14 protein-coding genes, 1 tRNA gene and 1 rRNA gene are annotated in these 15036 nt (G+C 44.6%); 3 read left to right on the plus strand and 13 right to left on the minus strand.

From position 1 onward, the window contains the following. Positions 1-50: 50 nt before the first annotated feature. Positions 51-842 carry a flagellar motor stator protein MotA gene (gene motA / locus H509_RS0100865; RefSeq protein ID WP_028543401.1) on the plus strand — a complete coding sequence of 264 codons (792 nt, stop codon included), beginning with the start codon at positions 51-53 and terminating at the stop codon, positions 840-842. Continuing rightward, a complete protein-coding gene (locus tag H509_RS23935) occupies positions 835-1653 on the plus strand; it encodes a flagellar motor protein MotB (RefSeq protein ID WP_036695765.1) in 819 nt (272 codons plus the stop codon). The genes motA and H509_RS23935 overlap by 8 nt, the downstream gene beginning before the upstream one ends. Before the next feature lie 95 nt (positions 1654-1748). Here H509_RS23935 and H509_RS0100875 read toward each other — a convergent pair whose 3' ends face one another. Continuing rightward, on the minus strand, positions 1749-4079 hold the full coding sequence (locus H509_RS0100875) for an ATP-binding protein (protein ID WP_028543402.1): 2331 nt from the start codon (positions 4077-4079) through the stop codon (positions 1749-1751). A gap of 351 nt (positions 4080-4430) precedes the next feature. Between H509_RS0100875 and tadA the strand changes: the two genes are divergently transcribed. Beyond that, entirely contained in the window at positions 4431-4976 is a 546-nt protein-coding gene (gene tadA, locus H509_RS23940; protein ID WP_051286745.1) for a tRNA adenosine(34) deaminase TadA, read from the plus strand. A gap of 84 nt (positions 4977-5060) precedes the next feature. Here tadA and H509_RS0100885 read toward each other — a convergent pair whose 3' ends face one another. The 12 genes from H509_RS0100885 to rrf form a co-directional block, all read right to left on the minus strand. Further along, positions 5061-6128: a hypothetical protein gene (locus H509_RS0100885; protein WP_028543403.1), complete on the minus strand. Its 1068-nt coding sequence runs from the start codon at positions 6126-6128 to the stop codon at positions 5061-5063. A gap of 157 nt (positions 6129-6285) precedes the next feature. After that, on the minus strand, positions 6286-7131 hold the full coding sequence (locus H509_RS0100890; protein ID WP_051286751.1) for a YitT family protein: 846 nt from the start codon (positions 7129-7131) through the stop codon (positions 6286-6288). 293 nt (positions 7132-7424) lie between these two features. Further along, the gene (locus H509_RS0100895) at positions 7425-7589 is read right to left on the minus strand and encodes a small acid-soluble spore protein P (RefSeq protein ID WP_036695766.1); all 165 of its coding nucleotides are present in this window, start codon (positions 7587-7589) and stop codon (positions 7425-7427) included. 24 nt (positions 7590-7613) lie between these two features. After that, on the minus strand, positions 7614-7787 hold the full coding sequence (locus H509_RS27925; protein WP_169450837.1) for a hypothetical protein: 174 nt from the start codon (positions 7785-7787) through the stop codon (positions 7614-7616). 25 nt (positions 7788-7812) lie between these two features. Beyond that, a complete protein-coding gene (locus tag H509_RS0100905) occupies positions 7813-8157 on the minus strand; it encodes a hypothetical protein (RefSeq protein WP_028543406.1) in 345 nt (114 codons plus the stop codon). Between the two features lie 237 nt (positions 8158-8394). Continuing rightward, positions 8395-8483, minus strand: a tRNA-Ser gene (locus H509_RS0100910). 78 nt (positions 8484-8561) lie between these two features. Then, positions 8562-9842, minus strand: a complete 1281-nt coding sequence (serS, locus tag H509_RS0100915; RefSeq protein WP_028543407.1) for a serine--tRNA ligase — start codon at positions 9840-9842, stop codon at positions 8562-8564. A gap of 168 nt (positions 9843-10010) precedes the next feature. Further along, positions 10011-10604 carry a pyridoxal 5'-phosphate synthase glutaminase subunit PdxT gene (gene pdxT / locus H509_RS0100920; protein WP_028543408.1) on the minus strand — a complete coding sequence of 198 codons (594 nt, stop codon included), beginning with the start codon at positions 10602-10604 and terminating at the stop codon, positions 10011-10013. 77 nt (positions 10605-10681) lie between these two features. Next, positions 10682-11563 (minus strand): pyridoxal 5'-phosphate synthase lyase subunit PdxS, encoded by an 882-nt coding sequence (pdxS, locus tag H509_RS0100925; protein ID WP_028543409.1) that lies wholly within the window; start codon positions 11561-11563, stop codon positions 10682-10684. A 114-nt stretch (positions 11564-11677) separates the two neighbouring features. Then, complete coding sequence (locus tag H509_RS0100930; RefSeq protein WP_028543410.1) at positions 11678-13090, minus strand: D-alanyl-D-alanine carboxypeptidase family protein; 1413 nt, start codon at positions 13088-13090, stop codon at positions 11678-11680. A 112-nt stretch (positions 13091-13202) separates the two neighbouring features. Further along, positions 13203-14666, minus strand: coding sequence for an IMP dehydrogenase (gene guaB / locus H509_RS0100935; protein ID WP_028543411.1), 1464 nt, complete (start codon positions 14664-14666; stop codon positions 13203-13205). Between the two features lie 293 nt (positions 14667-14959). Beyond that, positions 14960-15036: ribosomal RNA gene (rrf, locus tag H509_RS28705) — 5S ribosomal RNA — on the minus strand; the annotation flags it as partial.

A 15036-nucleotide genomic window follows, 5' to 3' on the forward strand; every position in this document is an offset into this window, starting at 1 on the left:
AGAGAGCGCAGGAAGCATCATTATACTCATGGATGAGGTGGATGTAGAACATGGAGAAATCAACGATTATAGGCATAGTCCTCGGGCTTGCTGCTGTCCTGGTGGGGATGGTTCTGAAAGGAGCCTCTCTTACAAGTTTGTATAATCCCGCAGCTTTTATGATCATTATTGTCGGAACTACCGCCTCCGTATTTGTGGCGTTCCCGCTAGGCGAACTTAAAAAAGTTCCGAAGCTATTTAAGCTGTTGTTCGTCAAGCAACATCTTGTTGATCGCGTACAGCTAATTCAACTCTTTATGGAATGGGCATCCATTACACGCCGTGAAGGCTTATTGGCGTTGGAATCCCGCATAGATGAGATTGACGACGACTTTCTACGCGGCGGCATGCGGATGATTATTGATGGTAATGACCAGGACTTTGTGCGTGACGTGCTCATGGAAGACATTCACGCAACAGAAGAACGTCACCGTGGTGGCGCACTTATCTTCTCCCAGGCTGGTATGTATGCGCCGACACTAGGGGTGCTAGGGGCGGTTATCGGGTTGATTGCCGCATTGGCGGATATGTCCGATATGGGTAAACTCGCTCATGCGATTGCCGCAGCTTTTATTGCTACGCTTATGGGTATTTTTACTGGTTACGTGTTATGGCATCCCATTTCCAACAAACTTAAACGGCTATCCCATAACGAAATTCAAATTCGATTGATGATGGTAGAAGGACTCTTATCCATTCAATCCGGTGTATCTACGATCGCGATCAATCAGAAGCTTTCTGTCTTCTTGACACCTGCTGAGCGTAATCGGATGAATACGAAGGAGGAGGCTGTGAGTGAGTAAGAAAACACGGAAAGAGCATCACGAAGAGCATGCAGATGAATCCTGGCTCATACCGTATGCCGATCTGATGACACTGCTCCTCGCCCTATTTATTGTTTTATATGCAATGTCAGCCGTTGATGCACAGAAGTTCCAAGAAATGAGCCAAGCATTTAGCACTGCTCTTAACAGCGGCGGTGCAGGCAACGGCATTCTCGATAACAACGCCGTAATTCCTCAAGGCGGGCGTAAGCCAGAGGAACAAAGTGAGGAGAAGGATCGTAAATTCGAGACTGCTGCTGACAAGGCGCAAGAACGCTTTGCGCTCCAAGCAAAGCAAGAACAAAAGCAGCTTGAAGAACTACAGAACAAGGTTAACGATTACATCTCCAAAAATGGTCTTACAGATCAGTTAAACACAAAGCTGAATCATTCCGAGCTCAAAATAACGATTAACGACAGTGCTTTATTTGATTCCGGAAAATCGGATCTGAAGCCAGGTGCGAAACAGCTTGCCTTAACGATTGGTGATATGATCAAACAATATACCGGCTATCAGATCGTGATCAGCGGACACACCGACAACGTGCCGATCAAGAACAGCAAGTACGAATCCAACTGGGATTTAAGTTCAGCACGTGCCGTGAACTTTATGAAGATTGTGCTTGGACGGTCCGGACTTGATCCGAAGTTATTCCAAGCAGTAGGTATGGGGGAGTATCATCCTGTTTCATCCAACAATACCAATACAGGACGAGCGCAGAACCGTCGTGTTGAGGTATCTATTCTTAGAAAGTTTACGTCTAACAAACAACCTGCCGCAGGCTCTTAATGGCTCGGTCCAATTTCATGAACAACCAACAGAGGCTGCTTCTGCCGTAGGATAACCTACTGCGAAGCAGCCTCTGTTCTGTTAGGCGGCACAACTTAACGAATCTTGATATAGGCACGTTCTTCATTTATTTTAAAGGCTGAAATGTTGGCTGCTGGCAGCTTAATTGTAACCGTCGTTCCTGCATGCAGCTTGCTCGTAATTTCTAAGGTACCTTTATGATTGTAAATGATGCGCTGACATACCATCAGACCAAGCCCCGTTCCCTTCTCTTTATTTGTAAAGAACGGATCCCCTAATCTGGTCAAATGATCGTCTGGTATACCTATCCCATAGTCTCGAATAGTAATACGGACTTGATCCTCCTCGAACTGATCTACGCAGATGTCCATTTCTCCGCCTTCAGGCATAGCTTCAATACCGTTTTTCACAATGTTAATAAACACCTGTTTAAGCTGGTTCTCTTCGCAAAGCACAAGTGGAACATCTTGAAACCTAGTGACAAACTCAATGTTGTGCATCTGTGCATGGTTACCGAGAAAAGACAACACATCATGCAGCACTTGACCGATATCCATCTCCTGAAAGCGAACTGCTTGCGGCTTCGATAAAATAAGAAATTCCCCTACAATAAGATTAATTCGCTCTAACTCCGACAGCATCATGGACGTATGTACAGGATTTACTTTGCTCGTCTGTAGTTGTAGTTGAATAAAACCCTTTAATGTTGTAAGCGGATTACGAATCTCATGTGCTACCCCCGCAGCCAGTTGACCAACGGTTGTCAGCTTCTCAGAGCGTCGCAGCAGCTCCTCCATACGCTTCCTGCTTGTAATGTCCCGCGTTATGCTGGCCCAAGCCATACACTGTCCTGATTCGTCAAGGATTGGTGATGTGCTCACACTTACATCCAGTATGCGACCATCCTTAGTGATACGGAGAGTCTCTTGAGCACCACCCGCTCTGCCACTGCTTAAGTTCTCTTCAATCTCTATATAAGGCTTGCTGAGCTCAGCCGGGATCGTAGGCAGCTTTCTGCCAAGCACCTCGTGCTCTTTCCATCCAAACATGTCTACAAACGCTTGATTCACTCGTTCTATATTGCCATGAAGATCCGTTACATGTATCGCATCGGTAGACTGATTAATAAAGGATTCCAAATGATGCTTCATCGCCCGATTCTCTTCATACAGCGTTCTTAATCGTTCTGTGGATTGATAAAGATTGTCTGCCATCAGATTGATTCGCGATGCTAGCAAACCTAATTCGTCACTTCGTTTAATCCGCAAGGTAGTGTTAAACTGTCCGATCGCCATCATATTTACTTTTTGCACAATATACTGTAGAGGTCGGATTAAGAACCCCGCCAGGAAATAACTCCCCACCAATACGATTTCTAACAGTACTAAGCCAATCGCGACGCTTTGCATCAACTGTTCATGCAGTGTATCAAATAACGGCTTGGCATCCATCACCACGGTCATAACGTATGGCTTCAAACCTTCAGTGGCTGTAATATAACTTTTGACGACGGCTTCACCCTTAATATTGGTCTCTACAAATTGTGATTGCCCCTCTTCTATAACTTGTGCTACTCGTTCATAATCTTCCACTTCTGCATATGTGTAAGTGCCATATAGAATAGGCTGATCCTGTGGACGTACATATCTGATCCCGTCAACCCGTTTAGTAATAATTGGAGGTTTGCCAAACGCCTCTGGGTTAAAAGCTGTTATTTCTAATACGTTTAACTGCTTATCAAGTGTCTGCTCAATAATCTTGTCTGGCTTCGTTAGTTGAAAGCTGCTTTGGATACCGGCAGTATCCTGAATATACGGATTAATAATATAATTGCGTTTTCCATCGTAATAATATCCCCACTTGTCAATATGATTGGGATTGGAGGTGGAAACATCAAACGGCCCCGTCCAGAAATGCTTCCGACCTTGCCCTTCCGCGATCCATACCTGCTTATACTCCAAAAGCTGTTGAAACGCGGTAAACCAAAAGCCCCAGCCTTTTGTAGACATACCAATTTCCGCAGGATCGGATGATCGCCGGATAATAATATCCCGACCGTCCTCCGTCTTCTGCAATAACGAAACTTGAGAGATACCAACTTCATTACTAATCTGCTTTAGCTGTTCATTCGTAATGTCACGAATGTCATTTGGAAGCTGGCTCGCAGCATAAATAGATGCCATGTGCAGCTTCTCTCCCAGCAGATCCTCCACAACGTGATCCGCATACTGAGACTGACGCATGGATATGGATATTTGCTGCGTAATGACTTCCATTCGTGCCTCCATTTCCTCTATTAGCTTGTCCTTGGTGGTGTAATAATTCAGCACCATATGGAGAAGCAATGCAAGAAGGAGCGCGCACGAAATGGATATGGAAAGCTTGCCCTTAATGGATAATCGCATACGTCACCTCTACCGTACCTGTAACGGATTTGGCTTATTTTGGGTCTAACTACATGATCATAACGAGTTCGAATGATTTTGTCTATTCATTTGCTCTATATATACTCCATATTTTCCTTATCCTTCCGAGATGGATCAGTTATGCTTGTCAGAGTTGAATTTTATCGTTAAATTGCCTACAATTAAGCTAGTTTATCAACAGGTTATTCACAAATTGTGAGCAGTTATGGATAAGATGTGTACAAATTTGTGTATAACAACCTATTTATCCACAGAGTTATTCACATCCTGTTAACAGCGAATATTTGTTCGAGGAATAACAGAACATGATCAATTATAAAGGAGTCCCGAATGAACCCTATCGATGACCTTACACCCTGCTCCCTCGCTGATGAGCGCACGCATGAATATTGGATGCAGCAAGCCATTGCAGAGGCTCGTAAAGCCGAAGCTATAGGTGAAGTTCCTATTGGCGCTATCGTCGTGCATCAAGATCAGATCATCGGAAGAGGATACAATCTTAGAGAAACGACAGCAGATTCTACCGCCCATGCCGAGATGATAGCCATTCGAGAGGCTAGCGAGCACCTCAGAGCGTGGAGATTGCTTGATTGCACCCTCTATGTCACATTGGAGCCCTGTCCGATGTGTGCAGGGGCTATTGTACAATCACGCCTCCCCTATGTTGTATTTGGTACCCCTGACCCCAAGGCAGGCTGTGGAGGCACTTTGATGAACCTGATGCAGGAGCCCCGCTTTAACCACCGTGCTGAAGTACGGGAAGGGGTGCTCCGTGAACAATGCGCTGATTTGCTCGTTCAATTTTTTCGCCAACTGCGCAGACGAAATAAAGAGCTGCCTGCACAAGGACAAAATCAAACCACTGAGTCGAACTAACGCCCCCCTTACGTTACTGTTAAGAACGATAACATAGAAAGAGACCTGTCAGATGACAGGTCTCTTCATTATGAGGTTAGTAGCTTACATGCCGCCGCCAAACATTTGCTCCAGTTGATCCATAGGAATAGCATCCTTTGGAACACCAATCTTAAATTCTTGCTTGCCATTAATATTGCTTGTCTCTGTTGTCACACGAAGTGCCAACTTGACGTTCTCGTCCGCTTCGTTAAAGTCAAGGTTACCTACAAATGTCTGGTATGCAGGGAAGCCTTCTTTGTTGATTGCTGTTGTTACACTCAACTCGTTCACTTTTAACGATTTCTTCATTTCTTCCAAGCCTTTTTTCAGTTCGCTATCAGAAGCGTTAAGCTCTGTCTTAGCTTTCTCGATCTCAGAAGCTTCCAATTGGAAGATCTTACGGTACTCTTCCTTGGACATCAAGTCAAGCAATGCTGGAAGTGCATCTTTAACAAATGTTGTTGCTGCTTGATCGAAATTCTCGTTAGTAACTGCAAACTTCACAACTTGCTTTGCATCTACGCCTTCTGGCAAGCCAGCATCTTTTACAGCAACGTCTGTAAAGTAAGTTTTCTCATCGAATTTGCTGACTACTTCTTTAAAGAACTCGTTGCCGAATTTTTGTGAAGTCTGGATGTTAGCAGAACTCATATCAAAGGCCTGACCTTGCTCTTCTGCAAGCTTCTTATAGTCAAGCTCCAAGAACTTACCGACTATCTCTTGTGGAATCATACCCGCAAGCATCGGAATGTTAGGTACTTTCACGTACATTTTCTCTGCTGTCATGGAGAATGGCAATGAGAATTTAAATGCCATATCACCTTTAATATCTACATCAAGTGTCGCTTCTACTTGAAGTGGCTCATTTTGAGCAACACCCGATACCGTTAACTCCGAGTTCTTCAGCAAGCCAGCCATCATAGCTGATTGTTGACCTTCGAAATTTGCTCCCGTTAGTTGAAGGTCATCTACTTTAACTGTTGATTTAAAAGCATAAGACTTCATTTCAAGCGACTTCGTATATGCCCCTTGAATGGCTTCCTTCGAGCTTGTCTTGCTGCCACAGCCTGTCACAACTAAGGCAACAGCGAATAACATCACAATTGCACCTTGGTACCATCTTTTCTTCACGATTGTCTCTCCCATCTTTTCCTTGAAAGTTCACCCATTAGATATTAACCTATATGGAGGATTTTGAAAATCCTTTAATCGAATATTTCCATAAAATTAGGCATACGTGCCTATACAAACCACACAATAATGTCGAAACTTGCTGTAATAATCCCTGTTAATGGATATCTCTTTTCTTAAAACGTCCGCCTTTAACATCATGGATGTTTCCGATTGCCAGAAAGGCTTGAGGGTCATGCTCCTCGACAATGGATTTGAGCTTCGCCTCTTCAAGACGCGTAATAACAGTGAAGATAACCTTCTTCTCATCACCGGAGAATCCACCTTCACCCTTCATATAAGTTACACCACGCCCAAGACGACTTAGCAGCGCATCACCGATCTCCTTATAGTTATCGCTGATCACCCATACGGCCTTAGAGTCATTTAGGCCTTCAATCGTCACATCAATCATTTTAAAGGCAATATAATATGCAATTAAGGAATACATCGCTTTTTCAAAACTAAATACAAAACCTGCAACTACCATAATAAACAAATTAAAAAACATCACGATCTCACCGACAGAAAACGCTGTCCGTTTGTTGAATAGAATGGCAACAATTTCGGTGCCATCCAATGATCCTCCAAATCGAATAACGATACCGACTCCAATTCCTAATATAACCCCCCCGTATACAACAGCCAAAAAGCTATTGGTTACAAAAGGCGGGACAGGATGAAGCAAAAACGTAGCTACCGACATAATACCGATACCTAGTAAGGTGGATAGCGCAAACGTCTTGCCAATTTGCTTATATCCGATAATGAGGAACGGGACATTGAGTAGAAATAAATAAAGTCCGAGTGGGGCACCTGTAACGTGGGATAAAATAATCGATATACCGGCTATGCCGCCATCTGTCATTTGGTTTGGCACTAAAAACAGTTCCAAACCTACAGCCATCATAACAGCACCAAGCGTAATAAAAATGATACGCATTGCCAAGTTGCCTAAGCTCATCTTGGTATGTTTGACAGGCTTAAAATGAGCCTGATTGACATCGGTGGCAATCTTCTCATCAATGGTGTCTACGTCTACTAGATCAGACAAGTTCTCTCACTCTCCCTCTGTCTATACTTATCCTTATTATAGCGGATATGAGAGCAAAGACATAGAATTCAATATTTTTGCACTAAAAAAGCCTCGCTTCAATCCATTTCTCTTGCTGAGGAAATGAAAATTAAAGGAGACTTATTAGAATCGAATTGTAAATCGTAATTACGCCATATTTTAATGATATTCCACTTTACCAGTTATCCTTGCGGATTGTTATGACTCACATGATTTTTGCTTTTTACTTTCTTCGAGCCTGACAATGGCTCCTGCTGCGCACCGCCATCATTTCCGGCATGGTGACGCTCCTGATTTTGACTGGCCTCCGGCACCGGAATGGCCTTGGATTTGCCTGCGTTGCCCATACGGATATCGCCCTCTCTTAGGTGTTATACCGAGTCTGATGCCTCGTGATCATGATTCAGCGCATCCTGATGACGTCGATCATTATGATCCTGCTGCAATTGTTGAGCATGATGGCTGTTCACTGTAGCCTCGTCCAGACTGTCGACTACGCTTAACAAGTTTTTGTCTGCACTACCTTTTGCTTTTGCTTTAGTCATCGTGCTACCTCCTGTAATGTACCTTCTAGTCCGTTATATCCTGCAGCGCTTGAGCACACTCGTGGATATGGCGAATATAGTTCTGTGTCAGCTCCTGAATCACTTCTGTACGTTCATCCACGGTACGCCCGTCGCGCTCCACATCTACAAGCTGCACACGAACCTCATGCAGATCTACATACGCGCACTCAAAGTCAAAAGAATAATGCTGATGGCCTGCGGCATCGATATGAATGCGCAGTCCATTCTGAACACCCTCATCCGCCAATACAATCGCTTTGTCCGTCGGGTCAAGCGTAGTCGGCAGCGTTTGCTGCCATGCTTGCACTAATTGCGCTTGGTCAATTCCCAAGCCTTCATTGTTGTGCATGAACCAACACCTCCACTATTCACATTTACAGTGTGTGGATGGACGCACACTTTTATACGGATAAATACAGATGAGCATTCCCGCTTAGCTCCAAATCTCATGTAAATGAAATAGGTGATGGCGTCATGCTACGCTCCGTCCCTCTCCAAGTACCAATTCACATTTCATACTTCTACGGGTACTTAAATGCACTAAAAAACCACATCACAACTGTGATGTGGTTGAATAATTATATACTGGCGGAGAGGATGGGATTCGAACCCATGTGGGCTTGCACCCTAACGGTTTTCAAGACCGCCCCGTTATGACCACTTCGGTACCTCTCCATATGTGATTGCCGATCAATAACAACTCGAGTCGGACAATCACGATTATATCAGCTATTTTGCATTGAAGCAAGCCCTTTATTTCTTTTCAATTATTTCCATGCCGCGCAAATAAGGACGTAACACTTCTGGTACTACAATAGAACCATCTTCTTGTTGATAGTTCTCAATAATAGCCGCTACAGTTCGTCCAATAGCAAGGCCAGAGCCATTTAGTGTGTGTACAAACTCAGGCTTCGACTTTGTATCACGACGGAAACGAATATTAGCCCGACGTGCTTGGAAGTCCTCAAAGTTGGAACAAGACGAAATCTCACGGTATGCATTGCTGCTAGGCAGCCAGACTTCAAGGTCATACGTCTTAGCTGAACTAAAGCCAAGATCACCTGTACACAACGTCATCACACGGTAAGGCAGCTTCAGAAGCTGCAAAATACGCTCTGCTTGTGACGTCAGCGCCTCTAATGCTTCATAAGAGTCCTCAGGCTTCACAATCTTAACCAGCTCTACTTTGTTAAATTGATGTTGGCGAATCAAACCACGTGTATCTCTTCCTGCTGAACCCGCCTCTGAACGGAAGCAAGCGCTGTGAGCCGTATATTTGCGTGGCAGCTCATCCAAGCTGATGATCTCTTCGCGGTGATAGTTCGTCACAGGCACTTCAGCTGTCGGAATCAAGTAATAATCGGTACCTTCCAGCTTAAACAAGTCCTCTTCAAACTTAGGCAATTGACCCGTTCCATACAAGCTGTCGCGATTCACGATATAAGGAGGCATAATTTCTTCATAGCCATGTTCGGTCGTATGTACGTCCAACATAAAGCTAATCAAAGCACGCTCCAGACGAGCACCTGCATTTTTGTAAAATACAAATCGTGAACCTGTTACCTTAGCAGCGTTCTCAAAATCGAGAATGCCCAGATCAGCCGCTATATCCCAATGCGCCTTCGCTTCAAAGCTGAATGAGGTTGGCTCGCCCCATACACGTGTTAGTACATTATCATCCTCAGACGTGCCCACTGGCACCGCCTCGTTTGGAATATTAGGAATGGCCAGCGTTAATTCATTCATCGCTTCTTCCACAACACGAATCTCGTCGTCCAGTTCCTTTATGCGATCGCCAACTTGGCGCATCTCCGCAATCAGTTCATCAGCCGATTGGCCTGATTTCTTTAATTTCGCCACTTCCTGTGACACTACATTACGGCGATTTTTTAATTGCTCCGTATCTTGCAGCATCTCGCGACGCTTCGCATCCAGCTGTGGAAATTGTGCAATTAACTCAGGCGATTTGCCACGATTATTGAGCGCTTGCTCCACTCGCTCAAACTCATTACGTAAATATTTGATATCCAACAAAGGGTATCCCTCCTACAAGTAGAACAGGCTTGTCTCTCACATTGCTCTCATATCTCTATTATAAAGTCTGTGTCAAATAAAAACACCTTAACCCTACCCTAAAGAAGGGCTCAAGGTCAAGGTGTTTCCGATGACGTCCGTCCACCAGCATAAAGCCTTGTAAAGAATCTAACCTTGCTGCTGCATACTTTCGCGTACCATGTCCACAAAGTATTGGTGGAGACGAATATCGTCTGTCAATTCCGGATGGAAGGAGCACGCCAGCAAATGGCCCTGACGCGCGGTTACCATTTCTCCATTCGTCTCACAAATAACGTCTACATGGCTTCCCACTTGATCTATAAGAGGCGCTCGAATAAACACGGCTCTTATCGGCTCATGAATGCCTTTAACCGACAAGTCGGCTTCAAAGCTCTCACGCTGCCGCCCAAAAGCGTTACGTCGCACCTTCATATCCATCAAAGCAAGATGTGGTTCTTCAGGGCCTTGATTTCCTTCAATCTGCGTTGCGAGTACGATCAGGCCAGCACAAGTACCAAATATCGGTTTACCTTGCTCAGAGAACTGCTGAATGGCTTTAATAAAGTCATACTTTCTCATGAGCTTGCCAATCGTTGTACTCTCACCACCAGGTATAACAAGACCTTGTACATCCTCAAGCTGCTGAGGCCACTTGATAGCTACTGCTTCTGCACCAGCAGCTTCTAAGCTGCGAATATGCTCTGCAACAGCGCCCTGTAGGGCCAATACTCCGATCTTCACGTGTCTGACCTTCCTTCTCACCAAGCTTCTCCGATAAGTTTAGCAACTATAAAAGTAGCAGTATCGTGTCCGATGTTCTACCAGCCACGATCCGACATACGCTCAGATGGCGCAAGCTTCGAAATTTCGATGCCTTTCATCGGCGTGCCCAAGTTTTTCGACACTTCAGCTATTAATTTGTAATCTGTATAATGAGTAGTCGCTTCTACAATAGCGCGAGCAAACTTCTCAGGATTATCCGACTTAAAAATACCGGAGCCTACAAATACTCCATCTGCACCAAGATGCATCATCAAGGCAGCGTCAGCAGGCGTTGCTATGCCTCCTGCAGCAAAGTTGACCACAGGCAGCTTGCCATGTTGGTGAACATTAAGCAACAGTTCGTATGATACGCCCAAATTTTTAGCTTCGGCATAAAGCTCATCTTTAGACAGGTTCTGCACTTTACGAATCTGGCTATTGATTAGACGCATATGACGTACAGCTTCTACGATATTGCCTGTTCCAGGCTCGCCTTTGGTGCGCAGCATAGCTGCTCCTTCACCAATACGACGAAGCGCCTCTCCCAAATCTTTTGCGCCACATACGAAAGGTACTGTGAAGTCGTGTTTATCAATATGGAATACTTCATCCGCAGGTGTCAACACTTCAGACTCATCCAAGTAGTCTACACCCAATGATTCCAGTACTTTCGCCTCTACAAAATGACCGATACGAGCTTTCGCCATTACCGGGATGGATACGACCTTCATAACTTCTTCGACAATCGTCGGATCTGCCATACGAGCCACGCCACCAGCGGCGCGAATGTCTGATGGTACTCGTTCAAGCGCCATAACTGCTGTTGCACCTGCCGCTTCCGCAACTTTTGCTTGTTCCGCATTCATGACGTCCATAATAACGCCACCCTTTTGCATTTCAGCCATACCACGTTTCACTCGAGCTGTTCCTGTTTCCATCCTTGCCTGCCTCCCGCCATATCGTGCTCCACTTACGGAGCTATCCTGATTTCATCCACTTATTGTACATGATGGTGTACATATACACAACCGCTATTGTCGGGATTATGTCACTTAGAACAAATCTCCGATCGATTTGAACAAATCAACAAAGAAATTTTTGATTGCACGGAAAAATAATCGCCACCAGCTGCCCTTTTCCACATCTTCTGAGGCAATCAGGTTCACTGTCTGCTTTTGTTCGCCCGTCTTGCCTTTGAACGTATACGTAACCGTACCTACCTTCTGTCCATTCTTAATCGGGGCTACCAATTCATTTTCAGGAATCAAGTTTACTTCATTCGTTAATGTTTTCTCATCAAATGCTGCACCCTTGTCCACAACAAAAGAAACACCTTTCTCCGTTACAGCACGCACTTCTGTAGAAACTCCTTTTTTAATAGGAGCAAGTTCTTTACCAGGTACAACCTGCTTAGAGGCAACTGCCTGCTTCACTTCCAGATTGTTAAATCCATAGTCCATCAGCTTTGCTGTTTCCGTAAAACGAGCCTCTTTGGACTTCGTTCCCATAACTACGGTAATCAGACGCATGTTGTCACGCTTCGCTGTCCCAGCAAACGTATACTTGGCAGCATCTGTGAAACCTGTCTTCATACCATCAACACCAGGATAAGCATATCGCTTAAAATTAGTTACATTTTTGTTCGCTTCTAGCATCCAGTTCAGATTATCCATCTCCGTCTTGTCACGCTCACGGAACTTCTTCTTCTGGATAGTTGTAAACTGGTTGAACTCTGGGTGATCCTGTACAATGGCACGTACCAGCTTAGCGACATCAATCGCTGACATCACCGTCTCGGCCTCTCCGTCTGGACGGAATTCTTCGGGCATATCCCGACGCTCAAGCCCTGTTGCATTTACGAAGTGCGCTGTCTTCATATCAAGCCGCTTAGCCGTATCATTCATAAGCTTCACGAAATCCTGCTCAGTACCTGCAATATGCTCCGCAAGAGCTACTGTAGCATCATTAGCAGAGGCAATCGCCATCGCAATGTACAGATCACGTACAGTATGTGTATCATTCTCTGCCAAAAATACACGTGAGCCTTGAGTCAAAGAGGCATTCTTTTTGGTAGATACGTTATCTTCCCAAGTCAGTTCACCATTTTTCACTTTTTCCATTACGATATATTCAGTCATCATCTTAGTCATACTTGCCGGAGGCAATGCGACTTCCGAATTGATGTTAACGATAATTTGACCTGTGCTGGCTTCCATTAATATAGCCGAATCAACAACGAGACCAAGAGACTCTTTGGTTGGCGAGGCCGCAGCAGAATTAGTAGATTTAGCAGGTTTTGTCTTGTTTGTCGTTTCCCCTTGCGCAACAAGCTTTGACGATGCTTCTGCAGCAACGATGCCTGCTGAAGGCAGTAGTGCAAATGATAGAATTTGAAAGGCGGTCACAAATGCGATCGCACGTTTAAATTTGGTACGGGGACTTGCTTCGTTGTTGTGTTTAAACACACGTACAACTCCTCTCTTGATGAATCCATCTGTCGTTATTCTATCACAGCCTGATAGACAAAAAAAAGACAGGGTGCACTCCCTGTCTTTTCCTGTCGTGCTTGTTTGCTTATTAGAAAGAATAGTTAGGCGCTTCTTTAGTAATTTGAACATCATGCGGATGGCTCTCACGCAAGCCAGCACCTGTAATACGCACAAATTGTGTATCGTTCTGTAGCTCCTTCAAAGAGCCTGTACCACAATAACCCATACCAGCCTTCAAACCACCAAGCAATTGATGAATAGTGTCTGCCAGAGGGCCTTTATAAGCTACACGTCCCTCAATACCTTCAGGAACTAATTTCTTTTCGTTGCTGCTGTCTTGGAAATAACGGTCTTTAGAGCCTTGTTTCATGGCACCTAGTGAGCCCATTCCACGGTATACTTTAAATTTACGGCCTTGATAAATTTCGGATTCGCCCGGGCTCTCCTCTGTACCTGCAAACAAGCTACCAAGCATAACCGCGCTTGCGCCTGCAGCAAGTGCTTTCGTAATATCGCCGGAGTACTTAATACCACCGTCTGCGATAACAGGAATTCCAAGCTCACGAGCAACAGATGCACAATCATAAACAGCTGTAATTTGCGGTACACCAATACCTGCAATAACACGTGTTGTACAAATAGAACCAGGCCCAATTCCGACTTTAATGACGGATGCACCTGCTTCAATTAGATCACGAGTAGCTTCACCCGTTGCAACGTTACCTGCGATAATCGTCAAATCAGGATAGTTCGCACGAATATCGCGAACAGCATTCAAAATATTAATATGATGGCCATGAGCAGAATCCACAACGATTGCGTCAACTCCAGCTTGGACCAACGCCGCTACTCGTTCCTTTGTATCACCGGAAATACCAACTGCTGCACCAACTAGAAGACGGCCTTGTACGTCCTTAGCTGCGTTAGGGTACTGTATAGCCTTCTCGATGTCTTTAATCGTAATTAGGCCTTTGAGCGTGTTGTCCTCGTCCACTAAAGGCAGTTTCTCGATCTTATGCTGCTGTAAAATAACTTCCGCTTGTTGAAGCGTAGTGCCAACGGCGGCTGTAACCAAGTTCTCGCACGTCATCACATCTTTAATCTGAATAGTAAAGTCATGTACAAAGCGCAAGTCACGGTTCGTTAAAATACCAACCAGCTTGTTATTCTCATCGACAATGGGTACCCCTGAAATGCGGAATTTACCCATCAATTTATCCGCTTCGGCTACGGTGTGATTAGGAGATAAAGAAAATGGATTTGTAATAACGCCGCTTTCCGAACGTTTTACACGATCCACTTCTTCTGCCTGCTGCTCGATTGGCATATTTTTATGAACAATACCGATACCACCCTCACGTGCGATAGCGATAGCCAAAGGTGCTTCAGTTACTGTATCCATTCCTGCACTTATGAATGGAATATTTAATTTCACATTATCACTTAAACGTGTAGACACATCGGTCTCACGAGGCAATACACTGGATTTACGCGGTACTAACAATACATCATCGAATGTTAACCCTTCTTTAACGAACTTAGACTCCCACACGAAGAAGTTCCTCCCTTTACTATTCCATATATTTTCTGTTTCTAATGAAAAAAATGTCTTGCGAGCAAGAACAAACCAACTACTTTGTCTATACCGCTTTTAGATATTATGCCGATTTTAGCAGAGCCCCCTTGACGTGTCAAGGACCTGACATGCACTTCCTACCATAAGATAGGCAGATTGTAGATACATCGTAACATCCGTTATGTATTATTGTTTGTTGGAAACGTACATTGTATGAACAATTAGAAAAAATAAATAAAGCCCATCGACAGAAGTCAATGGGCTTTACTGCTTGGCAACGTCCTACTCTCCCAGGACCCTGCGGTCCAAGTACCATCGGCGCTGGAGGGCTTAACGGTCGTGTTCG

The sequence above is a fragment of the Paenibacillus taiwanensis DSM 18679 genome (assembly GCF_000425125.1).
GTDB lineage: Bacteria > Bacillota > Bacilli > Paenibacillales > Paenibacillaceae > Paenibacillus_B > Paenibacillus_B taiwanensis.